15 protein-coding genes are annotated in these 25451 nt (G+C 40.8%); 5 read left to right on the top strand and 10 right to left on the bottom strand.

Annotated features, from left to right (window positions below; all coding sequences use genetic code 11):
- Positions 1 to 124 precede the first annotated feature (124 nt).
- Positions 125 to 1102, bottom strand: coding sequence for a sucrase ferredoxin (locus ACEYW6_RS03950; protein ID WP_412978706.1), 978 nt, complete (start codon positions 1100 to 1102; stop codon positions 125 to 127).
- Positions 1103 to 1181: 79 nt separating this feature from the next.
- Positions 1182 to 1748 carry a hypothetical protein gene (locus ACEYW6_RS03945; RefSeq protein ID WP_412978705.1) on the bottom strand — a complete coding sequence of 189 codons (567 nt, stop codon included), beginning with the start codon at positions 1746 to 1748 and terminating at the stop codon, positions 1182 to 1184.
- A gap of 463 nt (positions 1749 to 2211) precedes the next feature.
- On the opposite strand from ACEYW6_RS03945, the gene ACEYW6_RS03940 reads away from it, so the two are divergent.
- From ACEYW6_RS03940 to ACEYW6_RS03930, 3 genes are all read left to right on the top strand, one after another.
- Positions 2212 to 2964, top strand: coding sequence for a Mut7-C RNAse domain-containing protein (locus ACEYW6_RS03940; RefSeq protein WP_412978704.1), 753 nt, complete (start codon positions 2212 to 2214; stop codon positions 2962 to 2964).
- 78 nt (positions 2965 to 3042) lie between these two features.
- Positions 3043 to 4041: an ROK family protein gene (locus ACEYW6_RS03935; protein ID WP_412978703.1), complete on the top strand. Its 999-nt coding sequence runs from the start codon at positions 3043 to 3045 to the stop codon at positions 4039 to 4041.
- 74 nt (positions 4042 to 4115) lie between these two features.
- On the top strand, positions 4116 to 4313 hold the full coding sequence (locus ACEYW6_RS03930) for a hypothetical protein (RefSeq protein WP_190889987.1): 198 nt from the start codon (positions 4116 to 4118) through the stop codon (positions 4311 to 4313).
- A gap of 353 nt (positions 4314 to 4666) precedes the next feature.
- Here the strand turns inward: ACEYW6_RS03930 and ACEYW6_RS03925 are convergent, their stop codons facing one another.
- Positions 4667 to 5290 (bottom strand): nucleotidyltransferase family protein, encoded by a 624-nt coding sequence (locus tag ACEYW6_RS03925; RefSeq protein WP_412978702.1) that lies wholly within the window; start codon positions 5288 to 5290, stop codon positions 4667 to 4669.
- A 547-nt stretch (positions 5291 to 5837) separates the two neighbouring features.
- On the opposite strand from ACEYW6_RS03925, the gene ACEYW6_RS03920 reads away from it, so the two are divergent.
- The gene (locus ACEYW6_RS03920) at positions 5838 to 11198 is read left to right on the top strand and encodes a translocation/assembly module TamB domain-containing protein (RefSeq protein WP_412978701.1); all 5361 of its coding nucleotides are present in this window, start codon (positions 5838 to 5840) and stop codon (positions 11196 to 11198) included.
- Between the two features lie 95 nt (positions 11199 to 11293).
- On the opposite strand, the gene crtW is transcribed toward ACEYW6_RS03920, so the two are convergent.
- Both crtW and ACEYW6_RS03910 read right to left on the bottom strand, forming a co-directional pair.
- Positions 11294 to 12055, bottom strand: coding sequence for a beta-carotene ketolase CrtW (crtW, locus tag ACEYW6_RS03915; protein ID WP_412978700.1), 762 nt, complete (start codon positions 12053 to 12055; stop codon positions 11294 to 11296).
- A gap of 326 nt (positions 12056 to 12381) precedes the next feature.
- Complete coding sequence (locus ACEYW6_RS03910; RefSeq protein ID WP_190889978.1) at positions 12382 to 12573, bottom strand: chlorophyll a/b-binding protein; 192 nt, start codon at positions 12571 to 12573, stop codon at positions 12382 to 12384.
- A gap of 509 nt (positions 12574 to 13082) precedes the next feature.
- Here ACEYW6_RS03910 and ACEYW6_RS03905 point away from each other — a divergent pair.
- Entirely contained in the window at positions 13083 to 13901 is an 819-nt protein-coding gene (locus ACEYW6_RS03905; protein ID WP_412978699.1) for an SDR family NAD(P)-dependent oxidoreductase, read from the top strand.
- A 22-nt stretch (positions 13902 to 13923) separates the two neighbouring features.
- Here ACEYW6_RS03905 and ACEYW6_RS03900 read toward each other — a convergent pair whose 3' ends face one another.
- The 5 genes from ACEYW6_RS03900 to ACEYW6_RS03880 form a co-directional block, all read right to left on the bottom strand.
- Entirely contained in the window at positions 13924 to 14373 is a 450-nt protein-coding gene (locus ACEYW6_RS03900) for an SRPBCC family protein (RefSeq protein ID WP_190889972.1), read from the bottom strand.
- A 19-nt stretch (positions 14374 to 14392) separates the two neighbouring features.
- Positions 14393 to 14581, bottom strand: a complete 189-nt coding sequence (locus tag ACEYW6_RS03895) for a CPXCG motif-containing cysteine-rich protein (RefSeq protein WP_012411100.1) — start codon at positions 14579 to 14581, stop codon at positions 14393 to 14395.
- Between the two features lie 11 nt (positions 14582 to 14592).
- Positions 14593 to 16239, bottom strand: coding sequence for a B12-binding domain-containing radical SAM protein (locus ACEYW6_RS03890; protein WP_412978698.1), 1647 nt, complete (start codon positions 16237 to 16239; stop codon positions 14593 to 14595).
- Positions 16240 to 16415: 176 nt separating this feature from the next.
- Positions 16416 to 16670, bottom strand: a complete 255-nt coding sequence (locus ACEYW6_RS03885) for a SemiSWEET transporter (protein WP_190889967.1) — start codon at positions 16668 to 16670, stop codon at positions 16416 to 16418.
- A gap of 273 nt (positions 16671 to 16943) precedes the next feature.
- On the bottom strand, positions 16944 to 25448 hold the full coding sequence (locus ACEYW6_RS03880) for an amino acid adenylation domain-containing protein (protein WP_412978697.1): 8505 nt from the start codon (positions 25446 to 25448) through the stop codon (positions 16944 to 16946).
- Between the last annotated feature and the right edge of the window lie 3 nt (positions 25449 to 25451).

Genomic DNA, 25451 nt, shown 5'->3' with positions numbered 1-25451 from the left:
AAACCCAGATGAAATCTGACTGACTTTCTTAATTACGTAGCTTACTTACCGCCGGAGGCAAGTATTACGAATTACGAATTACGAATTACGAATTACGAATTAGGTAGATGCATACCCCAGCTTTTTATGCGCTATAACTCATCACCTTACTAGAAGTAAGCCAGAGACTAGCTACAGCATATTTAGTAACTACCAATTCTTGTGTAGCATTGCATGAACTCTTGAGTTGTTGAGTTTTGGTTTCATCCCTCACAAGTTTAGCCTGGTAAGTGTAGAGAGAACCAGAAGGTTGTTCAAAACTTAGCTCACCCAGAATAGTACTATTGTCTAAACTTTGCTCCAAAATTTTGCCTGCAACTTTGTAGTTAAACCAATCCCATCCATTGCGAAGGATTAGTTCTCTTTCCAAAATCTGAAGTGCAGCAGGCAGAATTCCCCAGCCTCTATAGACTTTTTTTAAGCATTCAATATCGCCAGTACGAGTCAAAATCGATCTAAATGAAGCTTGATCGAGACGACCGTAGTATCTTCCTTCTGGCAAGTCTATGACTGTTGGTGCAAACCGATGTCCACCAAAGTGCGATGATTTCCAAATTCGCACTTTATCCAAGCACAAATCAGCATTACTCGCTGTAACATTGAAGTAAAAGGGAGCACCATATCTGGCACAGCACTTATCATGGCTACCGTGGGTACAAACTAAAATATCTTTAGTTACACTGGTTTCTATCTCAGAATTAGAATTGATACCCCATAACCATTTTTGGACAACTGCCGCTACTTGCTCAATATTTGCTAGCTTAAACTCTTGCTTGTGATATCCATTACTTAGACCCTCTTCTTTTTGATAAATCAAAAGCGTAGTGTGGTTTACTTTGTGGGATACATCATTAGCAATCAAGAGGAATCTAATTGGTAATTTAGCACGCTTCACTTCATCTACCAAAATCCTCAAATTCTGGGGCACCCATTTGGAATTCAAGGCTTCTGATGTCCAAGGTAAAGGACACTCAACTAAAATATAAGTTTGATAATTGGTGGCGCTACCAATAACATCTTCTCCTATTTGCCGTGAATCGTCAGAACAAAAAAAAGTATTCATCTCGCTGTACTCATTAGCGTATTTTATGGACAAAAGGTATTACAAAATACAATTGTGTTCTTAGCTACAATATCCTTGGCTAAAGGAGATAAAAAAGAACAATATTCATTTCCCAGTTAAAACTAGGTAGCCACTTTATAACATCATTATTGAGCAAGGTCTTTCCGGTTAATAAATTCTCCACAATAGAGATAAACAGTGTCAAGATAGATTTTTCCGTATGAGCGACGTTAATTTTGTATCTAGTTTTATTGTTATTTGGTATCTCATAAATTTTAACTTGCGGAAACTCGGCTTTTCTGAACTTGCTTTCTTTCCCCAAATCAAATATATTCAATCTTGTGCGATCGCTTGCTGAGTAACAGGCAATTAACTTGCTTACAATATCGATGTAGCTGATACTACAATCAAATATATTGCTTGCAGCAACATAATTATTTAAAGTTTTGCTGAAATTATCTACATAGCTAGTTACAGTTCCTGTTTTTACAGATAAACATATAACTTTGTATTGTTTTTGTGTGCAACATATTCCTAAAGGTAGATGCGAAAACACTTGATAAACAAATAATCCTTTGGTAAGGCAATCCTGTTTTAAAACTTTTTCCCCACTATCTGCTTTGAATGTGTTAATCGATGTATCCATATTGCAAATAATTATCAATTAGCTCAGAAAAAAATAAAAACAACTAAATTAGGGGTAAATGCTTTAATGCCCCGTACTTCATGTGCGATCAGTTAACGATCAAAACTAGTGACTAATTATTCGCAGCGTCACTGATATCAACATTAACAAACCTGGTATTTACCCTTTTATCTAATCTAACTTCCTGAAGCTCATGTCAGGGTTTGATCATATGTATCTGCTTTGACTGTAACTGAACTCAATAATAAATGCAAGTATTTGAGAATCTTTATAATTACTTTACCGTTTGTTGCTACTAGAAGATTGCTTAAATCAAGGTGAACGGGCATTTTATAGTGGAGATAAGTCCGTTGAGCGAGCATTGATTCTTTTAATACAATAGATAAAGTTTTGCAATTGTGACAAATTGTTGCCAGTAAGGGTACACAGATGTGCCCTCATAGTAATCCCAAGATTTTTAACTATGGCGATCGCATATTTCTACTTTCATAGAGAATTGAATCATTTTTTACCACGGCATCATAAGCAAGTGAAAATCTCCCATTTTTTTGAGGAGAGAGCCTCAATTAAGGACATGATTGAGTCGTTGGGTGTGCCTCATCCCGAAGTTGATTTTATAAATGTTAATGGTGAATATGTAAATTTTTCTTACATAGTTTCGGATGGAGATACTATCAATGTTTATCCAATTTCAGCTAGGAGTGTTATTATACCAAGCGTTTATGTTCTGCCAACACCGCTCAGTATTATCCGCTTTGTTTTAGATATTCACTTGGGGAAGCTTGCGACATCTTTACGACTTTTAGGTTTTGATACTTTATATCGCAATGACTACGAAGATGAGAAATTAGCAGAAATATCTTACAGCCAAGCGCGGATTCTGTTGACTCGTGATAAGGGTTTATTGATGCGTAGTTTGGTAACGCATGGGTATTACGTTAGAAATACTAACCCTCAACAACAAATCATAGAAGTACTGCAACGCTTCGACTTGTTTAAATTAATTTCACCATTTAAACGGTGTTTGCGTTGCAATGGATTATTAGAATCTGTAGATAAGCAATCCATCGTTGACAAGCTACCAGAAACAGTGCGATCGCAGATTGATCAATTCCAGCGTTGTCAAGACTGCGATCGCATTTATTGGAAAGGTTCCCATTATGAACGATTGCAACAATTTATTGACGAAGTGCTTGACTTCAGAACAGGTAAATAATAGTTATAAGTCCAATTGCAAGCTTCTTGCACCGGGAACATTAGCAAAATCGCCAACATTTTCTGCGCATAAAAAACTATGACAATTTTAGCTCTTGATTTTGGCGGAACTAAACTAGCAGCAGCATTAGTAAATATCGGTTCTAGAAAGTGGTTGCGTTATGAACGTCGTCTCTCGCCAGCGAATGCTAATGCTAGCACTGACTTAGAAATTATGCGATCGCTAATTTACTCGCTGCTACAAGACGTAAAACCTGCTGCGATCGGTGTCAGCTTTGGCGGCCCAGTTGATGCTTCCACGGGGATGGTGCGACTATCTCATCATGTGGCTGGATGGGAAAACATTCCCCTCAAAGGTTTGTTGGAAGATGAGTTTGGTGTTTCTGTTGGTGTAGACAATGATGCTAACGTTGCTGCTTTGGGAGAACATCGCTTTGGGGCAGGACAGGGATACGATAGCCTGTTTTACATCACTGTCAGCACTGGCGTGGGTGGTGGTTGGATACTAAACGGCCAGCCTTGGCGGGGTGTGGGTGGGATGGCTGGTGAAATTGGGCATATGGTTGTAGATCCTGCTGGGCCAGTGTGTTTGTGTGGGAAGCGGGGATGTGTGGAACGTTTCGCGTCGGGGCCTTATATGGCGCAAAATGCTAGGGAAATTTTGGAAACTATAGACGCGCCAGGGGCTTCCCAGAGGGTATCGCAGAGGCGCAAAGGACTAGAAGATGGAGAGGTTTTGAGGAGTTTGGTGGGGAATGATTTAACGTTGCTAACGGGGCAGTTGGTAAGTGAAGCGGCGACGGCTGGAGATGATTTGGCTAAAGAAGTTTTGCACAAGGCTGCTTGGGCGCTGGGTGTGGGTATTGGCAATGTGGCGAACTTGATGAATCCGCAGCGTTTTGTGTTGGGAGGCGGTGTGACAAAGGCGGGGGAGGATTTTTGGCAGGTGATGCAGCAGGTGGCGCGGGAGACGGCTTTGCCAGAGGTTGATTTTGCAATTGTGCCAGCAGAGTTAGGGGATGATGCGCCGTTGTGGGGGGCTGTGGCGATCGCTTCTATGTTACTCACCACTGTGTAAAATAAGTCCCAAGATAGTGTGTATCTCACCACAAAACAGCTTAAGCTTGGCGTATAAGTTTGGGGAAATTAGTGATGAATAAGGAAACAGTTCCTAGTCAAGCTGAAAAGTCGAATCCAGAAGGCGAGCCATCACAATTAAGTCCAGAGGTACTTGACAAAATCAAACACCCTGCGAGGATAGACGATGTTATTCGGGAGCAGTCACCAGAAGAACGTAAAAGTAATCCAGCTTTAGTACCGGAAATGATTGATGATCCAACTGATCAATGATTGGGTTTGTGAAAGAGTAATCACAAAGCTCAGATTCCCAACTTCTTGGAGAAGTTGGGAATGTTTTTAGTAATCTAATATAGCAGTTCCCATTCAGATGCGGTACAACATTACATCACCAGGTGTAGGGGCACGGCACTGCCCATTGGTGTCAACTTAACGTGAAAGCCATCTTAGAACAAGCTTTTAGATATGTCTCGTTCCCAGTCTCCGACTGTGAATGCCCGTAGTTGAGGCTCCGCCTCTAGACTTGCGGCAGAGCCGCAATTGAAGTGCATTTCCAGCCTCTGGCTGGAAACGAGATTTGAAAAGGGTTTAAGCTTAAGTTGACACCAATGGGCACTGCCGTGCCCCTACGGGTGTACCTCAGGTAAACGAGAACCGCTATACCATCCCCAATTATGCAGTTGTTCCTGATATATTTCTGGCGTGTTGATATCTAATAGCACAGCCGGATTATCAAATTTAACTTGGTGAATTACTGGATAAAATTCTTTGATAATTTGGCGTAAACCTAAGCTTTCTTCACGGATATTTTGTAAGTGCGATCGCATCCCATTACTAAATAACAATGGATGCCCCATTTGACTTTGATATGTGGGTGCAGTAATCATTGCTGAATTGTCTTGGTGTGCTAACAGCAATCTTTGGTAAATCTCTATTTTTCTGGGTTGATCAACTGCGGAAATCGCTAATATTTTAAAGTTTGGGGGAATATGTTGCAACCCTGTAAGGAGGGAAGTTGTTTTCCCGGTATTGGCATGAGGATTAATTACAGTCAAACTACCCTCAGGACAAACTTTTTGTTTCTCGCTGTTGTGTGAACCTAACACTACCACAGGGGTAAAACCTACACTCAACCACTGTTCTAGTTGATAAGTTAATAATGTTTTACCTTCACCCCAAGGAAGTGAAGTTTTACAAGTACCCATACGAGTAGATGCACCTGCTGCCAGAACAATAGCAAAGTGTGACATTACCCTATTTTTGGGATAAAAACTTAAAATACCATAAGCAGTTACCATAGTAAAGTCATCTGTATTAGGTAAGATTCTACAGAGTTGATTTTTCTAACCAGGGTTGTATATACAGGATTTCTCAAGTAAGCATTATAGAATTTAACTACTGAAATTTTGGATAAATAATATTATTTAAACAAATAAACTCTATCTAAAGATATCAATTATTCTTACAAAAGATAGTCGTCAACAAGACATGATGCGTGAGAAAAGACTTATAATCACGTGGGTTGCCCAATTATAAAGGAGGCAAGTTTTAATTAAATAACTATTGGGATGGCTAGAGAATTTTAAAAGTTGAATCAGAGAATAGATGCAATTATTGCTGAGATTGAGGAAGTGCTAATCAATAGCATACTCTAAACGAAATTTATCAATTAAAAGACAATAAAAACTCATGTCGGCTGACAAATTATGAAGTCATAGCTTTTGACTGGCTGATACAATTGCAACTAGCCTGTCTCTAGCCTGACTCCAGAAAAAAGTACTGGTACTAGTAAAGATAATGACGCGATCTCCAAATTCAGGAAACAATCAGAAACCATCTAATCGTCGTCTATGGCTCCTGCTTTTAGGACGTACCAGTTTGGCTCTAGGTGGGGTTTTGCTGGTTGGAGTTGTAGTTGGTGCTTGGTGGGCTAGAAGTTATGTATATAAAGATTTAGCGCCATTAGTGGAGCAAAATCTTGAGCAATTGCTTGAACGTCCGGTAAAAGTTGGGAACGTTGAACGTTTTTCGCTTTCTAGTCTGAGATTTAGCTCTCTATCAATACCAGCAACTCCCACCGATCCAGATCAGGTGGTCGCAAAAGCTTTGGAGGTGCAGTTCTCGCCGCTGCAACTTATCCTCACCCGAAAACTAGTATTAAATGTCACATTAATTCAACCGAATGTCTACATTCAACAGGATAAGGATGGTCGTTGGGTGACAGCCCAAGTTAAGGCTGGCGAGGGAGAAGGTTTTATTCAAACTGAGTTGCAGACACTTCAAATTCAAGATGGCGATGTAGAGTTGATGCCATTTGCTGCGCCAACTAGACCGAAAGGCTCAGTCATATTAGATCAATTTGGTGGTGTTGCCCGATTTTCAGATCAAAATCAAAGGATTGGTTATGACCTCAATGGTCAACTCACTAGGGGAGGCGCTGTTACAATTGTTGGCGAAACACAACTCAAAGCTCAACAAACTAGCCTTAAGCTTTCAGCACAAAATTTACAAGCATCTGATATTAGTAGATTAATTGAGTTGCCAATTGCCTTGCAAGCAGGGTATTTAAATGCTGACTTGGGGGTTCAGATTCCACCCCAACTCTCAGACATAGCCGTAACGGGAACGGCTACTGCTAATCAAGTAACTGCCAAAATTCAAAATATTCCGCAGCCGGTTTCTAATTTTAATGGGAGATTTATCTTTCAAGGTCAGACGGTTGCTTTAGAGAATTTGAATACGAATTTTGGTCAAGTTCCCATTCTGGCAAATGGCACAATTAATACCCAAACAGGTTTTAATGTTTTAGCTCAAATAAAACCAGTTAATGCAAAAAATATCGTAAACACGCTGAATGTAAATTCGCCAGTCCCAGCTAATGGCGAAATTCAAGCAAATATTCAGGTACTAGGCCCACTTCAGAAACCAGTCCTTAGCGGTACAGTCAGCAACACAAAACCTATTCAAGTTGACCGCCTTCAATTTAAAACTATTAACACTGATTTCCGCTTGAATGTATCTGAAACTGCATCTCAACTTACCGTATCCAATCTGAATTTAGTCCCCGCAGCAGGTGGTCAAATTACAGGCGGCGGTCAAGTTAATGTGGGAGCCAAAGACAACGTTATATTTAATGCTCAAGTTGATGGTGTACCAGGGGATATACTAGCACGTGACTACGGCGTTACTCTACCGATCGCAGTTGGAAATGTTTCGGCAAAAGCACAAATTACTGGTTCACTTAGCAAACAACCCTTGAACCTTGATATTTCCAGTGTTCAAATAACGCCGCCAGCCGGAGGGCAAATCACAGCCAATGGTCAAATTCAACTGGCTCCCCAAGGTCAGGTAGGCGTAAATATTCAAGCTCAAGGTTTACCAGGAAATGCGATCGCTCAAGGTTACGGTATCTCAACTCCGATTAATATTGGTGGTATATCTGCGAACGCTAAAGTTTCTGGTTCACTGGGTAAACCCTTAAACGTGAATGTTGCTCGTGTTCAAGCAAATCCAGAGGTGGGAGGGCAAGTCACAGCTAGCGGTCAACTTCAGCTTGCACCCCAAGGGAGGGTGGCGTTAAATGTCCAAGCACAAAATTTACCAGGGGATGCGATCGCAAAAGCATATAACTCCTCACCTGACATCACCATTGGGAATGTGTCGGCAAATGCCAATATCTCCGGCACTCTGAACAATTTGCAAGCAGTAACGCGGGTGCAAGCACCAAGCGCCACCTATCCCACTACCGGACGAGTTGTTGTTGCTCAACAAGGAGAGAATATTGTCTTTCCAGATGCGGTTTTGAACGTGGCAGGCGGGACAATCAGGGCCAAAGGTCAACTTGCACAACAACGCTGGCAAGGGGTTGTCAACACTTCTCAAATTCAACTCAACCGTTTCTCACCACAACTGCGAGGACGGCTTAATAGTAATATTCAGTTAGCAGGCACAACAGAATCTTTCCAGCTTGCAGATATTCGCGCCGCCGGACAAATCCGTCTTTCCCAAGGGGTAGCGCTGCTGGCAAAACCGCTCACCGCTCAATTTCAGTGGAATGGACAGCAGATTATAGTTGAAAACGCAAGTACCGCAGGATTGAGTGCTAATGGTGCGATCGCAATTCAAACTCCACCAACTGGCACACCGGAAATTGCGGGATTTAATTTAAATGTACTGGCGCAGAATTTCAACTTACAAAATACTGGTTTTCAAGTTCCTGGTGATGTAGCGATAGCGGGGCTACTAGATTTTAAGGGACAAGTTACAGGAACTCCAGATGTTCCGCAAGCTAATGGTAATATCCACCTGCGGAATTTCCAGGTTAGTAACTTGGCGTTTGACCCACTGTTAACCGGAAACGTAAACTTTCAAGGGGGGCAAGGGGCAAGTCTGCGATTAGCTGGGAAGCAAGATAGGATTGCGTTGAACCTGGGTGCAGATTATCGTCCGACTTCATTTTTAGTTCAACGCGATGACGCAGTTACCACCGGTAGAACAGAGGGAGATAACTTACTCATCAACGCCCAACAGTTTCCTATAGCTTTAGTTGGGGGCTTTTTACCTAACAATCAATTGCAACCACTGGCGGGGCAACTATCGGGGAATTTAGTTGTCAATCTGAATAATTATGCCATTGCGGGAGACGTTGCGATCGCACAGCCTCGGATTGCGAGAATTACAGCAGATGAGTTTCGCGGCAGCATCAATTATGCTGATGGTACTGCTAGCTTGGCTAATGGTCAATTGCGGATTGGAGATAGCAACATCGCCCTGAGTGGAAATGTGCAACCAGGGAATGACCCGCAATTTCAATTCCAGGCTAATTTTGGTGAAACCAGAATCGAGAGACTTTTACAAGCGTTTAATATCTTCGACATTCAAGACCTTGGTAGCGGGTTGCAGCCTCCGACGTTAGCTGGAGCAGAAGTACTTAACACCGAGTCTATCAGTTTGCCCGATGCAGATTTGCTAAGACAACTAGCATATTTCTCGAATATTACAGCAGCGATCGCAAAACAACAGCAAGAAGAGAGAAAAGAAACTCCATCTTTGCCCACCCTTGCAGAATTAACGGGTGCTTTGAGTGGAGCAATTACAGCCAATGGCTCGTTAAAATCTGGGTTGAACGTCGGCTTTAATTTTCAAGGTGCGAACTGGCAATGGGGTGGATATTCTATCAATCAAGTAGTTGCTCAAGGCACTTTTGCCGATGGTATCGTCACACTTTCGCCTTTGAGTGTTGGAATCAATCAAGGACTAGTGGCGTTTTCAGGACAGTTAGGAACTGAGCAACTATCTGGAAACCTGAATGTAGCAAGTTTACCTCTATCACTTTTAGAGCCTTTCATCGAACAATACCCCATAGATATCACTGGTAATGTAAATGCTGATGCCACATTAGGAGGTAGTTTACAAGACCCTAGTGTTAAAGGCGAAGTGACGTTGGCCAATGCGACTCTTAACCAGCAACCTGTACAAACAGGACAAGTCAACTTTGATTACAACGATGCTCGTTTGAATTTTGACAGTACCTTACTAGTGACAGGAACGCAGCCAGTTGCCATTACAGGTAGCGTACCTGCTCCGTTGCCTTTTGCCGAAGTGCAACCGGATAGTAATCAAATCAGCATCAACGCCAGCGTGAACAATGAAGGATTGGCACTGTTAAATCTGTTTACCAACAATCAAGTCGCTTGGATAGACGGTCAAGGACAAGTAGATTTAAATGTTCAAGGTACTTTAGACGAACCAATTATTAACGGCAATGCCACACTTAATAATGCAACTTTTCGCGCTGAAGCCTTATCTGAACCCCTAACGAATGTCACAGGGACAGCACAATTTAATGGCAATACTGTGAATGTTGAAAGCATCCAAGGTACTTACAATGAAGGGAAAGTAGCTGTATCAGGCATCCTGCCGATTTTTGATTCTCAGCCAGCCGCAGCGAATCCCCTGACAGTATCAATAGCAGACAAACTCAATTTTGAAATTGCAGGACTATATGAAGGCGGTGTCGGCGGCGATATCATAATTCGCGGAACAGCGTTAAAACCTGTAATTGGTGGAGAGATTCAACTGAGTGATGGTCAGGTGATTATTGGAAGCTCGGCTACTGCTGACAAAAAAGCAGCAGCGACAGCAGAGGCTAATGCTAACGTCATAAATAGAGAAGAGGTTAACGCTAACGTCAAACCGACACCAGAGAATAGCGCTGACCCAGTAGCTACACCAGAGAGTAGCACTAGCGCAGTAACTCCACCCACTTTACCTGTAGAGTTTGCAGATTTAAAGTTGATTTTAGACGATGATGTTCGTGTTACCAGTCAGTCCCTACTCGACTTTGTACCAGGAGGAGCCGCCTTTAGTCAGCCCATATTGAGCTTTGATGCAACAGGTGATTTGACCATTAATGGTACATTAGCCAAGCCGCTTCCTGAAGGAGTTATTCGTTTGACAGGAGGACGACTGAGCTTATTTTCTACTGAGTTCACCTTAGCGCGGGGCTATGAACATACTGCGCGGTTTATTCCTAGTCAAGGACTTGACCCAAATCTGGATGTCCGACTAATCGCAATTGTCCCTGAAGCATCGGCAAGGAACAGTCGAATTTTGGAATCACCATTATCTGCTGAAATCAGCGATGTTTCTGTAAACAGCTTTGGGACTTTACGTAGTGTTCGCGTTCAAGCCAGGGTGAACGGGCCAGTTAGTGAATTGGGCGACAATCTAGAACTGACGAGTGAACCCAACCGTAGTCGGGGAGAAATAGTTGCTCTGCTGGGTGGCTCAATTCTGAATTCTTTCGGTCAAACAGATGCCACCCAAGGGCTGACTAATTTCGCTAGTTCTAGCATTTTAGGTGGTTTACAAGGAACTATCACTGCGATCGGGCAAGCTGTTGGTTTCAGTGAGTTTCGGATTTTTCCGACTCCATCTACCAATGAAGCATCGAGAGCTTCAATTCTTAATTTATCAGCAGAAGGTGTGTTTGATGTCAATAGAAACGTGTCTGTTTCTTTATCACGCGCTCTTTCTAGCAATGACTCTTTCCTTTACAACGTCCTCTATCGAGTCAATGACGAAATTCTCATGCGAGGCTCAAGTAATTTGGGGGATGAAAATCGATTTTTAGTTGAGTATGAAACCCGATTTTAGATATACAGTACACCCATAGGGGCACGGCATGTTCACTACACCTTGCTGAATAGGTGTTCTAGCTTGCAAACTCAGTGATAGTTATGAGATAAACACTATTTTGTTATGTAAATTTCTGGTAACTGCCACCAAGGAACATGGGGATATTCGTGATGTTCTTCGTGGTAGCCGAAATGATAGCACGTGATAAATGACCACCAAATTGGACGGCTAATTGTTTGCGAACAATGAGGCTGAACATAACCCCCTATTGGTTCACTATGAGGTAAAAAAGTCCCAAAATAAAATAATTGTAATGAACTTAAAAGCGAGGGGAACACCCAAAAGTAATTTAGATTATCACTTGGTATATGGAGTATGTACTTAGCAAAGTTATAAATAATAGTCAACGCAATTATTTGTCCCCAACTCCAGTAACCCTTCATAAAATAAAAATACCAAGCAAAGAAATTTTTGTGTTTCCCATTATGAAAATCTGGGTCTATTTGACTTGCTGGATTGTGGTGATGTACCCAATGTTTTTTCAATAATTTTTTATAGGGCAAAAGACCATAAATAGATAGGGTTAATGTCCCAATAAGATGATTAATTTTAGTATTCTGGGGAAGTACTACTCCATGCATGGCATCATGAGATGTAATAAATAATCCCGTGTATAAAAATGTTTGCCATAGTAGAACAGGCAATAACACCCACAATTTTAACTTGGAGATATCAAGGGAAAGTAATAAACTCAGGCTAATGGCCCATACGCTAACAATGACAATAGCAATGAAAAGTCCTTTAAACTGAGATTTACTTTTCACTACTGGGGTCAGTTTTGTTTGATGACTGGGTGGTTGTTCTAACTCGATCACACTTTTACTCCGCCTAGCATTCAAATGAAAATTCCAAAAATATAGTGATTACAAAAACAACTAACTACTAGCCGGGAAACTGTGTTAGTGGTCAATCTTTTACACTGAACAATGCCAATGCTCAAAAATATGTAGAAATATTAAGATACTTTAACTAGTATTACACACGCAGCTGCTATTCTAAAAACTGTTTTCGGTTGAAAGGTTGGGTGATACAAGTGAGGACACTGGTTAAATTGGTATCTAGTATAACCAGTACCTTCTGTTTGATACTTGGGATACAATCTAATGGCTGCAAGAAAGATGCTCAATAATTAGCGGGGAGTTTAGGAAATGAGGTGAAGTACGTCCCGCACTACGCTGTAACCATTGAGATCCCAAAGTAAGTAAGCAAGAAAACCGATCATAGCCAAGCGACCGTTCCAAAGTTCAGACTGAGGAGTTAGCCCAAGTTCAGCAGCATTGCGGTCTTTGCCATTGTATGCGGTTTCAGTTTTATCACTAGGATAAAGTGCCATTGTTAAGTTTCCTTAAGAAGCTAAGTACATTGTTCATATTACTTAAAATATCCATTTGGAGCTATCTGTCTCTAGTTCCAAAGTAGAAGCAACTCTAAAGAATGAGATTTTAAGGACGTTTAGGAAATACTTATCTAAGAGGATGTTTTAAAAGTCCTCTTCTTGGTGGCCAAACGTTCTAGATCCCCCTAAATCCCCCTTTTTAAGGGGGACTTTGATTCCGGTTCTCCCCTTTTTAAGGGGAGCCAGCGCGGTCTTGGGGGGATCTAGAAGTGCCTAAAATCATAGCTAACCACTTTTAAAACATCCTCCAACAAAAGTTCAATAATAGCTGGCCTATAGAGTAGAGATATTTTTACTAAAGCTCTGCGAATGAATACTTGTAATATCACTAAAAAACTATTTTGGATATGATAAAAAATCTAACGAAAGTTAGAAGGTTTCTGGAGTATTATTGCCCAAAATAAAAAATAGCAAATAATATTTTCAAACTTATATATAGTATGAGTATGGCTCCTACAGTACTGATTACAGGTGCTTCTGAAGGTATTGGTAAAGCGACAGCTATTTTATTTTCTCGGCAAGGATATGACCTTGTAATTGCAGCTCGTCATGCTGACCGCTTAGAAGCCTTAGCGCAGGAGTTGCAAAGCATTGGTCGTGCAGCACCATTAACGGTTACTTGCGATGTCACTGACCCATCTCAAGTAAACACATTAGTGCAAAAGGCATTAGAAAATTATGGTTATATCGACGTGCTGATAAACAACGCGGGCATCTTTGCATCGGGGCCAGTAGAGCAGTTTTCTCTGAGTGATTGGCATCAAATTATAGACACTAATTTATGGGGATATATCCACACAATTAATGCCCTTCTACCTCATTTCCTCCAGCGGGGAAGTGGAACTATAGTTAATTTAAGTTCTATCGGCGGTAAGGTGCCAACAGCTTATTTAGTTCCCTACTGTACTAGTAAGTTTGGCGTGACAGGTTTGACGGAAGCTCTACAAGCAGAACTACAACCAAAAGGGATTCATGTTTGTGGGATTTATCCGAATTTAATTAAGAGTACTTTAATGGAACGGGCAGTTTTTCGGGGCAAAGATGAGCAAGATGCTCAAGCTCGTCGTGGACAGCTTGAGAGTGTGCTGAAAAATCCGGTGGTGGAGAAGCCTGAAGATGTGGCAAATGCTATCTGGGATGCAGTCAAGAATAAGAAGTCAGAAGTGATGGTTGGTTCGGCGAATTTCTCGCAAGCTTTGTATCGCTTGTTTCCTGGTTTGATAAAGTGGGTTTCGCGGCAAGGGTTGAAAAATCAGGATAGTTAATTTTTGCTCCCAGCACATTCTGCTATTGTGATTCACATTCTCGTTTCGTTACATAGTGGCGATAGCGAAACATAGCTTCTAGTTGCGCTTGCACTAACCAACCACTGACAAATTCAACTGTTCCTCCGCCAGGCATAGAGAAGGAGATTGCATCAGTTAGCCTAGTTTTGCCAGCTTCCGGTTCAAATTCATGGCGATGTACCCAAGACTCAAAGGGGCCAGATATCTGTTCGTCGGTAAACAGGCGATATTTTTCACATTCAGTATGACGCGCTAACCAAGTTAGGGGTAATGGGCCGAGAAACAGGCGAAATTCTGTGATAGCGCCCACATTTAGCCCTCCCTCACGACGAACCACTTGGACTGGCTGCCAAGGTGGATTCAGGAGTTGCAAAATATCTGGCCTTTCGTGAAATTTCCAAACTACTTCTGGCGGCGCATTTATTACTGAGGAATGTTTAAAGTGCAGCATGGAAAGAAAAACCTAAAATTCAACTTTCGGATTCTGTATCAATCTCGATATCTAGGGTATCTTCATCAACCCGCACATACAAAATATTTGGGTTACAGCAAACTTGACAATCTTCTACATAAGATTGCTGTCCTCCTGCACTCAAATCAATAAAAGTTAAGTTCGGTTCGCCGCAATAGGCGCAGTAATACTCAGCTGTGTTTTGCATCAAGTTTTCAGCTATGAATTCAATGGCTGTAATTCTTTTGGAGATGAGTTGATATAACTCTGAGCATCAGCCAAATGCTTTAGTAGTGTAGACTGTGGCAGAGGCCCTTGCAAGTGGCTCCAAGGTAAAACTTGCTCTGTTGACCACTCGGCGTGGACGTAGAAATCTAAATCGGGGATTTGTCCTTTGAGTTGTTTGAAAGCACGTTTGTAGCTACCCAAGGAGTCGCCAAAGTCACGAGTAAGCTGGAGGAGTTGGGAGAGCCTGCGATCGCCTCTCGACAATAAAGCTTGTATAATCGACCAATTATAGCTTTCTGGGCGAAACTCTATCCCCTGTGGTTTTAGCTGTTTTTGCAAAAACTGCAACCGCTTTTCTGCTTGACGATTCACCCCAAACCATTGAAATGGTGTGTGTGCTTTCGGTACAAAGGTGCTGCATCCGTATGTTAAACGCAATCCCGGCGCAGCTTTTTTGATATTACGCATCATTGTCACGGTTTGCTCTAAATCTTCTGGTTCCTCACCGGGAATTCCTGCCATTCCGTAGAGTTTCAAGCTTTTTAATCCGCCAGCTTTAGCGTTTACCGCCGCTTGGATAATTTCGTCGTTATGCAGCTTTTTGTTGATGATTTGGCGGATTTTTTCGGAACCACTCTCTACAGCAATGGTAAGCGATCGCGTGTCTCGTTTCGTCAAAGTTTCTGCTAACTGGACTGTTACGGTATTGGTTCGCACTGAGGCAATACTGAGACGGACATTATCGTACTTTGGCTGACTAATATAATCCAGTAAAGTCTCAAATTCTGGATGCTGAGTTACAGAAGCGCCCAATAATCCTAGGCGATTTGTGACTTGTAAACCTTTTTCAATGGCTGGAATTAATGAACTTTCAAGACTGGCTGTCCTAAAAGGCAGTGTGAGATAACTCGCCAAACAGAAGCGGCACATTTCTGGACAACTTCTCACCACTTCCACCATGTAAATATTTTCCCATGCAGCTTTTTCGGTGACTACAGTCGATGCTGATAGAGTATTTCCCCGATAAGTTTGCTTTTGTACCACTGCGGGAATTTCGGGGGAAATTGGTTTAATTGACTTTACTGCACCATCTATGCTGTGATATTCCACCTCATACAAACTAGGAATATAAATTCCTGGGACTTGTGCAAGTCTTTTTAGTTGAGTTTGTCTAGAAGCATTTCTTATTTCTTTGTACGCCTCAATGAAATTTCCCAGTAGGTTTTCGCCATCCCCCAGTAAAACGACATCAAAAAAATCTGCAAAAGGTTCGGGGTTAGCAGTGAGAACTGGGCCACCACCAAAAATTATCGGATGAGAATCATCACGAGAGGTTGCCAGAATCGGAATATCCAAAGATTCCAGCAAATTTAAAATATTCACATAATCCAGTTCCCAGGAAATCGAAAATCCCACAATTTCCGGTGTTCTGGGGAGTTGTTCGTGAGTATCTGTAAACAGGCGACTCACCTGCACATCATCACGCATTGCCAAGGTTGCCCACACCACCTGATAGCCGAGGCTAGTGATACCTACACTATATTCATTGGGAAAGGCAAAAATGATGGGAATAGCGTCGGTGTTTGGGTTAGCGGGGGTGAAAAAGAGGCGTTCAGAGGTAAATACAGATGATGTCACAGGTGTTTTTTAGGGGTGTTTGAATAATACAGTTTCATAGAAATTCGCGCCTACACAGGCAAAAACCAGTTTTAGTTCTTTTCTCTACGAGAGGCTACGCCAACGTGGGTTTCATTTTAGCCTGCCCAAGCTGACGAGAATTTGTGTAGCCGCGATTTCTAGTCACCAAGGCTTCTTTATCTATATTTAATTTTAAGCCATAGAATTATCAAGTTAAAAAACAATGTCACGCTATTAGCAAGAATAATTGGCAAGGCTTGGAGATAAATTCCGTAGATTAACCACAAAAAAAGACCGCTCATAAATGTAATCAGCATGACGAAAGAAACATCTTTTGCTGATTTAGTTTGCCAAGTTTGAAACATCTGTGGCAAGAAGGCGATTGTTGTAAGTGTAGCAGCAGCTAATCCTAGAATTGTCAGAAAATCCATTGCGATGCAACCATATCAATTCATTTGTAGTGTAACGCCTTAGTAAGTCTTGCATTACATAAAAATACGATTGGCATGTTATGTTTTAACGGCATTTTATTTTTTTAGGAAATCATTATTTTTTACTGTACGCAGTAACACACAATGATCATGCTAATAACTTTTTCCCACTCTCACAAGTTACTATGTTTTGCTCTTTTGTAATTTTCGTCATCGGCTTAAAGGCGACTAGTAAAAAGAGTTCCTATAGAAGTAAATAGCCATAGTATTGGGTTATAGTATCTCTAAAATTTCTGCTACAAGTTTTCTGACATGAGGCTCTTTTAAAACCGTTTCATGTTCACCACTTATGCAACAAACGCATACTCGATCTTTAGTGAATTGCCCCCAAGCTACAGTAGGATCATCTGGAAACTTTTCTGATAATGATGAAGTTTTGAATAGTGATATGCCAGCTTTAATGGGTTGTGGTTGATAACGCAGACTTGCCTGCAAATTAGCTTTGTAAACATTGAGTAAGCCGAAAATTATACTGCGTCCTGAATCAGGAGGAACGAGTTCATAGTGTTGCAAAAGTTGCAGCACATAATCAAATTGAGCCGCTTTATCTAGAGTCGAAAGTTCGTCATAATTAACACTTACAGTTGTATTAAAATGCAGTCCTATTTGCTCAACAATAAAGCAAAGAATAGCAGCCTCATCTTCAAGAGAAGCCTCAATTTCAGGAGTAGATAATGGTGGATGAGTATCGATAATTAACAGATGCTCAATCTGTTCTCCCCCAGATTCCAATTGGGAAGCCATTTCAAAAGCAATGAGTCCTCCCAAAGAGTGACCACCTAGCAAATAAGGCCCACAAGGCAGGATTTCTCGAATTGCCTTTAGGTAACTAGCAGCCATTGCTTCGATAGTATCTAAAGGTGGTTGTTTTCCATCTAAACCTTTTGCCTGAAGTGCATAAACTGGACGTTCTTGACCCAAAGCTTGAGCAAGTACAGAGTAGGAAAGAGCATAGCCGCCTGCTTGATGTACAAAAAATAAAGGGGGTAAATCACCCTTAGTTTGTAAAAGAACTAGAACATCTAAATCACTGCTTGACCGCTCTTGTTCTAGCAAAGCTGCCATCTTCTCTATCGTACCTTCCCGGAATAAAGTAACAACAGGTAGATTGCATCCTAAACGTTGTTCAATTGTTGCTATTAACCGAATAGCTAAGAGCGAATGACCACCCAAATCAAAGAAGTTTTCAGTAACACCAATAGGGCTAACTTGCAGTATTTCTTGCCAAATTTGGACTAATTTATGCTCTAACGCCGTCCGAGGGGGAATTTGTTGGCTGGAGTCGATATTCCTTTCAAAATTAAGTGCGGATAGTGCCTTTCTGTCAACTTTGCTATTAGGTGTTAAAGGTAGAGAATCTAATATGACAAAGTGTGCTGGCACCATGTATTCAGGCAGTTTTTCTTTTAGGAAAGTACGTAGCTGATTTACAGAGGTAAGTTGCTCAATTGAGGAGACAATGTATGCAACTAGGCATTGACTTTCTACTGAATCTACACAAGTAATTACCACCGCATTTAGGACATCTGGATGCTGATTTAATACTGCTTCAATTTCTCCTAATTCGATGCGTAAACCGCGAAGTTTTACTTGGTTATCAATACGCCCAAAAAATTCAATATTGCCATCAGGGAGATAACGGGCTATGTCACCTGTTTTATAGAGATGTTCTGATTTTGAACTATTAAAAGGATTGGGAATAAATTTCTCGGCGGTTAACTCTGAGCGGTTTAAATAACCCCGCGCCAGTCCAGCACCGCCAATGTGCACTTCACCAGGAACACCAATAGGAACGGGTTGCAAATTATGATCGAGAATATAAATTTGGTTGTTAGAAATTGGGCGACCAATTGGAACAATTTTTTGATTAATTCCAGGCTGACAAGTTGAGAAGGTTGTATTGATACAAACTTCAGTTGGTCCATAGAGATTGTGAAAGTTGACATTTAGTTTACTAAACAAACCTTCTTGCAGAGAAACTGGCAAAGTTTCACCCCCACAGAAGACGTGTTTTAGAGAATTACAAGTTTCAATTCCTCCTTGTTCTAAGATCATTTGTAGTAACGATGGAACAAATTGAACAAAAGTAATTTTCTGTTCGTTAATGATTTTAATTAGATAAGCACTATCCTGATGACCTCCTGGACGAGCTATAACCAACTGTGCGCCTACTAACAATGGTGCATATAATTCCCAGACAGAAGGATCGAAACTTAAGGGAGTTTTCTGGAGCAGTTTATCTGCTTCGGTCATGGGAAATGTTGCTTGTATCCAAAACATATGATTGCAAATAGCACGGTGAGAGATCATTACTCCCTTGGGCTTACCTGTGGAACCAGATGTGTAAATGGTATAGGCTAAGTTTTCCGCTACTACTTCATTAACTGGGTTTTCTGCACTTTGTTGGGTAATGATTTCCCAGTCAGTATCTAAACAAATAATCTGTATATTGTCTGGAACACCAACTTTTTCCAGTAGTTTTTGTTGAGTTAATAAGACTGGTGTCTGAGCATCTTCTAGGATGAAATTTATCCGCTCTTGGGGATAAGCTGAATCGATGGGGACATAAGCGCCACCAGCTTTAAGAATACCTAATAACGCAATTACCATTTCTAGCGATCGCTCAACGCAAATACCAACCAGTACATCTGATTTTACCCCTACTGAATGCAGATAATGCGCCAATTTATTCGCCCGTCTATTCAACTCCTCATAAGTCATATTTTCGTTTTCAAACACCACAGCTATTGCATCTGGTGTCTTCTCTACCTGCAATTCAAATAATTGGTGAAGGCACTTATCTTGGGGATACTCAACTTGAGTCTGATTCCAATTTACCAATAATTGATTTTGCTCAGTTGCTGTTAGTAGAGATAACTCTGTAATTCGCTGTTTGGGATTAACAACAATACTTTCTAGCAAGGTTTGAAAATGACCCACCATCCGGTTAATTGTTGTTACATCAAATAAATCATTTCTATATTCCCATGTTCCCTGAATTCCTGCTTCTGTCTCTATCATTAATAGAGTTAAATCAAACTTAGCGGTCACCTGTTCCAACTCCAAGGGAATAAGGCTCAAATTAGGTAGTTCCAAGTTGCCCATCGGGGCATTTTGTAACACAAACATCACCTGGAATAAGGGATGATGACTGAGATTTCTTTCTGGATGTAGTTCTTCAACAATTTTTTCTAAGGGTACATCCTGATGGGCATAAGCTTGCAGCGTTTCTTCTTTGATTCGCAACAGTAATGTATTAAAATCAGGATTGCCAGTTAAATCGGTTCTGATAACTAAAGTGTTGACAAAAAAACCAATTAGTTCTTCAATTTGTTTACTATTTCGGTTAGCAATGGGCGTACCAATTAATAAATCCTGCTGTCCCGAATAACGCATTAACAGGGTGCTAAATACCCCTAACAATCCCATGAACAGGGTAGCACCTTGAGATTCGCATAACTTCTGTAAGCGATCGCTAACTTCTGTGTTAATCGTAAAGGATACAGTAGCGCCTTGATAACGTGCGATCGCAGGACGAGGAAAATCAGTCGGTAGCTCTAAAGTTTCGATTTTCCCACCAAGCTTTGCTTTCCAATAAGCCAGTTGTGCAGGTAGTTGGGTTTGCTCAAAAGTTGTTCGTTGCCAATGGGCAAATTCACCATATTGTAAAGATAAAGGTGATAAAGGCGATGCATCATCCCGGCAAAATGCTGCATAAGATAAGGATAATTCCTTAATCATTAAACCCAATGACCAACCATCAGAAATAATATGGTGTATTACCAAGACAAAAACATGAACGTCCTCATTTAACTGATAGAGATGGACGCGCAATAAAGGCAGTGTACGAAGATTGAAAGGAGAAATAATTGCTTCTCTAATTAATTTTTTAACTGCTTCTTTCTGCTTTTCTGGCTCTAAATGACCCAGATTTATCAGCGTCAATGGCACTTCATCAGATTCATGAATAACTTGTACAGCAACTCCGTCCTTAGTCTCAAAAGTTGTGCGTAATACTTCATGACGTTGAATGATTTCTTGTAAACTGCGGTGTAACGCCTCTTGATTTAAATCTCCATCCAAACGAAAAGCGATCGCAATATTGTAAGCATGATTATTCGGTTCCAACCAATCTAAAAACCAGAGTCGTGCTTGAGAAAAAGAAAGCGGTAAGTTTTTTCGGTGGGCAATTTGTGGAATAATATTTTGAAGGACACTTGTAGAATCGCTCACCACAGCCAAGCGCTCAATTTCCTCAGCTAAACCTGCGATCGTTGAATGTTCAAAAACTTTTCTTAACGGTAAGGCTAAATTAAATTCTTCACGAATCCGAGAAACTAACTTAGTTGCTAAAAGAGAATGTCCTCCTAAGTGGAAGAAATCGTCTGTTACGCCGACGGTATCAATGTCTAGCACATCAAGCCAGAGGGTGCATAGTCTTGCTTGGGTGGGAGTTGTGGCTTGAACAAAGGCTTGTTTACTAAGCGCTAAATCTCGCTCTGGTGCAGGTAAAGCACGCCAATCCAGTTTACCGCTGGGAGTTATCGGGAAGCTTTCTAGAAGCACAAAGGAAGACGGACGCATATATTCTGGTAATTCTTCCCGTACCTGTTCTTTTAACTGGGAAATTAGCGTTTTTGCAAAACGTCCTTTGAGCGGATCAATCCAGTAAGAATTAGTAGCTTGAGTAGGTACTATACTAGTAATTGGCATTACTGGAGAGTGGCGTTTTCCATCTGTTGTTGGATAGAAGCAAACGTCAAAATAAATCGGACTCAAATCTGGAGAGTGGCTAATAGTTAACTGACAACCTATCTCTTTAGCTAGAGTAGATAAATCTGCTGGATCAATTGCTTGGTTTAAGTTAATTTTATCGATGGATTCGCGTAACTCTCCAATTGTATTTTCACCATCATTTCCTTGCATCCACTGTAAAACTGCTTCATCTTTCATTAAACGTGCATTGGGAATTCCACGCCAACCAATTGCACCTGCTTTAATAATTTCCTGACGTAAATCGTCTAATTGCAAAGCTGTTTTCCAATCTTTCCAAATAGGTTTTATAACATCATTTGGTGAATCACCTAACTTGTGTAAGACGACATCATAACGATATTTAGTCAGTTCGTTGTGGCTAGTTTCCTCTTTAAGGTTAACTTCTACTGCCTCTAAATTGGGGAAAACTTTGGTCAGATTGACGAAGAAAGTTGGATCAAGTACTAATTCACTTTCTGTTTCCGCAACGCGTCGGACTTGGGTTTTAAAAGTTTCTTTATTTGTATTGTCATCAGCTTGAGAAAAAGCAATGCTGGTATGAAAATAATTTAAAAGCGGTAAATTACGATTATCGCCAATAAACAGACTTCCTCCCGGTGCTAATATTTGCAAAGCGCTTGCAATTACCTTCTGTAAATAATCAATAGATGGGAAATATTGGGCGACAGAATTAATAATAATAGTATCGAACTCAGCATCAGGAATTTGCGAAAAATTAATGGCTTCTCGCGTCAATAACTTTACATGATTCCACGAGCGATTTTGAATAATATTTGTCAATCGCTTAATTGCTTCCTGGGAAAAATCAGTTCCCCAATAGGATTTTACCTGAGTAGCAATATTCAATAAAATCATCCCCGTACCGCAGCCAATTTCTAGAACCCGTTGGGGTTTGAGTGCTTGGATTCGCGCCAGGGTATTATTTAGCCATTGACGCATATCGGCGGCGGGAATGGGTTGATTATCATAACTACTATTCCAACCAGTAATATTAAAGGCTTCGTTGGCTTCAGTTTCATTATGACGATAGGTTTCGTTAAAGGTATATTGCCATTCTTGGGTTTGTTCCTGCTTCAAAGTTTCATAGTCTGAAATTTGATCTTTGGGAACTATGTAAGCGGCTATTCTCACATCTTCTTTGCTTTCTTCCCGGACAATTACTAAAGCATCGCGCACCCCTGAATGACGTTTGATAACTCCTTCAATTTCCCCCAATTCGATGCGAAAGCCACGAATTTTAACTTGATGGTCGTTACGTCCTATATATTCAATTTCGCCGTTATCAAGGAAGCGAGCTAAATCACCAGTTTTGTAGAGGCATTCTGGTTTTAAATTGTTAAATGGATTGGGAATCATCCGTTCTGCGGTTAATTGCGGACGGTTAAAATAACCGCGAGTTACACCCGCACCACCAACATACATTTCACCAACTACCCCAATAGGAACGGGTTGGCAGTGACGATCTAAAATATATAGAGAAAGGTCAGGAATCGGTTCGCCAATTAAACTACCAAGACGTTGTTTTACATCCCTTAACCGAATCGGACGGTAGGTAACATGAACGGTGGTTTCCGTAATTCCGTACATATTTACTAGTAACGGAAGCTGATCATCATGGCGTTCAAACCAAGGTTCTAGACTGGCTAAATCAAGCGCTTCTCCACCAAAAATTACATAGCGTAATTCTAGTTCCCCTTCCCGACAAAGTATTTCTTCCGCTTGCATTAATTGTCTAAATGCTGAAGGAGTTTGGTTTAAAACTGTGATTTTAGCATCACAAAGTAAGTTATAAAATTCTTCGGGAGAACGACTTACTAAATAAGGTACAATTACTAAACGACCACCAAAGAAAAGAGCACCCCAAATTTCCCAAACAGAGAAATCAAAGGCGCAGGAATGAAAGAGTGTCCACACATCTTTGGCGTTAAAGTTGAACCATTTTTCAGTAGCCAACATTAAACGCACAACATGACGATGGGTGACAACGACTCCTTTGGGTTTTCCTGTGGAACCGGAAGTGTAAATAATATAAGCTGCGTTCTCTGGCTGAACTAAAACTTTTGGTTCTGTTTTTTGTAGTTTTGCTAGTTCAGCTTCGCAATTATCAATAAATATAACAGTAGCTTGGTGAGATGGAATTTGCTCTTTAAATTGGGTGTGGGTAAGCAAAACTGCAACTTGACTATCTTCAATCATATAAGCGATGCGATCGCTCGGATAATCGGGATCGAAGGGAACATAAACCCCACCCACTTTCAGAATCGCCAAAATAGAAGCGACCAAATCCAAAGAACGCGATAGCCACAGTCCCACTCGTGATTCTGGTTTGACACCAAGATTAATTAAATGATGCGCTAATTGGTTAGCGCGATGATTTAATTGTGAGTATGTCAGGGTTTCATTTTCAAATATTAACGCTGTTTGTTGGGGACGCAACTTTGCTTGTTGACTAAATATTTCATGCAAACAAAATTGCACGGGAAAAGTTTGGCGAGGTGTCGCTGGAACTAATTGAGATAATTCTTCAGTCAGCAGAAAAGGTAAGCGACTTACGGGTGTATCCGGTTGCGCTATTAAATTTTCTAGAAGTTGGCAAAAATGACGCGCAAATCTTTCTACAGTTTCTCTTTTGAATAAATCTATGTTGTAGGATAAAACTCCATTTAGCTGTTTTTCGCTTTCGGTAATAAATAACTCTAAATCAAAACGAGCCGCTTCTTGAGTTGCTAATATGGAAACTTCTAAATCACCTGTACTAAATTGCGGCTTGGGTGCATTTAATAAAGTAAAGGCAATTTGGAATAAAGGATTGCGGCTGGTATCCCGTTCAAGATGCAAGCGGTCTACTAAGGTTTCAAATGGTACTTCTGTATGTTCAAAAGCCTCTAGTACCGTTTCTCTGACTCTATTTAGCAGCTTGCGAAAACTAGGTTCGTCTGATAAATCGGTGCGAATCACCAACATATTGACGAAAAAACCAATGAGTTTTTCAGCATCGATTCCCGGACGATTAGCGATGGAAGTACCGACTGGTATATCCTCTTGTCCGGTGTAACGCGCTAAAAGAGCCTGGAAAGAACCCATCAGGGTCATAAATAAAGTGGTACCTTCTTTTTGGCTGAAGGTACGAATAGCATTTGTGAGGGAAATAGGTAGAGAAAATTTCACCAAATCTCCCCGAAATGATTGGAGGCGGGGTCTGGTAAAATCAATGGGAAATTGCAAAACTGGTAATTCTGCTAGTTGTTTCTCCCAATAAGCAAGACTATCTTGCAAAGCTAAATAGTTAAATTTTTCTTGTTGCCATAAGGCATAATCAGCGTATTGAATTTTTAAATCTGGGAGTGCTGTTTCATGTTTTTGAATAGCCAATTGGTAAAGAGCAGCAATTTCTTGTAAAAAAACGCCAATTGACCAAGCATCAGCAATGGTATGATGAAGAGTTAGAGTGAGTATGTATTGTTTTGCTGCTAGCCGAAAAAGGCGCGATCGCACCAATGGGCCTGTTTCTAAATCAAAGGCATATTCAGATTCAGAATGCCCTATTCTCAAGATTTGTTTTTCAGCATCTTTTGTGTTATCGCTCCAATCTTCTAATACAATTTCAGCTAAATAATCTGGGTGAATCTGTTGCCAAGGTTCCCCATCAATTGCTATAAATGTGGTTCGCAGGCTTTCATGTCGCTGCTGTAATTGTTTAAAAGCTTCCTGCAAAGCCTCTACCTGTAAATTCCCATGTAGACTGAATACAGAACAAATATTATAAGCAGAAGATGTAGGTTCTAATTCATAAAGAAACCACAACCGCCTTTGTTGAAAAGAAGCGGGTGCTTGGGTAAGACTGCGACGCGGAATCAAAAACTGGTCTTTTTCTAGTTCGATTCCTTCCTCTTCTAGAAGGAATTCTAAAAGTTCAATATCATTGATTTCTGAATTCATCATAAT

The organism is Nostoc sp. UIC 10607, assembly GCF_047228265.1.
In the GTDB taxonomy this organism is placed as follows: Bacteria; Cyanobacteriota; Cyanobacteriia; order Cyanobacteriales; family Nostocaceae; genus Nostoc; species Nostoc foliaceum_A.
Note: the sequence above shows the minus strand (reverse complement) of the source record. Positions and strands in the feature narration are given on the sequence as shown.

Excerpts from the sequence above, each read along its gene's own strand:
- ACEYW6_RS03950 (WP_412978706.1), bottom strand. The coding sequence starts at position 1,102 with ATGAATACTTTTTTTTGTTCTGACGATTCACGGCAAATAGGAGAAGAT.
- ACEYW6_RS03945 (WP_412978705.1), bottom strand. The coding sequence starts at position 1,748 with ATGGATACATCGATTAACACATTCAAAGCAGATAGTGGGGAAAAAGTT.
- ACEYW6_RS03940 (WP_412978704.1), top strand. The coding sequence starts at position 2,212 with ATGGCGATCGCATATTTCTACTTTCATAGAGAATTGAATCATTTTTTA.
- ACEYW6_RS03935 (WP_412978703.1), top strand. The coding sequence starts at position 3,043 with ATGACAATTTTAGCTCTTGATTTTGGCGGAACTAAACTAGCAGCAGCA.
- ACEYW6_RS03930 (WP_190889987.1), top strand. The coding sequence starts at position 4,116 with ATGAATAAGGAAACAGTTCCTAGTCAAGCTGAAAAGTCGAATCCAGAA.
- ACEYW6_RS03925 (WP_412978702.1), bottom strand. The coding sequence starts at position 5,290 with ATGTCACACTTTGCTATTGTTCTGGCAGCAGGTGCATCTACTCGTATG.
- ACEYW6_RS03920 (WP_412978701.1), top strand. The coding sequence starts at position 5,838 with ATGACGCGATCTCCAAATTCAGGAAACAATCAGAAACCATCTAATCGT.
- ACEYW6_RS03910 (WP_190889978.1), bottom strand. The coding sequence starts at position 12,573 with ATGGCACTTTATCCTAGTGATAAAACTGAAACCGCATACAATGGCAAA.
- ACEYW6_RS03905 (WP_412978699.1), top strand. The coding sequence starts at position 13,083 with ATGGCTCCTACAGTACTGATTACAGGTGCTTCTGAAGGTATTGGTAAA.
- ACEYW6_RS03900 (WP_190889972.1), bottom strand. The coding sequence starts at position 14,373 with ATGCTGCACTTTAAACATTCCTCAGTAATAAATGCGCCGCCAGAAGTA.
- ACEYW6_RS03895 (WP_012411100.1), bottom strand. The coding sequence starts at position 14,581 with ATGCAAAACACAGCTGAGTATTACTGCGCCTATTGCGGCGAACCGAAC.
- ACEYW6_RS03885 (WP_190889967.1), bottom strand. The coding sequence starts at position 16,670 with ATGGATTTTCTGACAATTCTAGGATTAGCTGCTGCTACACTTACAACA.
- ACEYW6_RS03880 (WP_412978697.1), bottom strand. The coding sequence starts at position 25,448 with ATGATGAATTCAGAAATCAATGATATTGAACTTTTAGAATTCCTTCTA.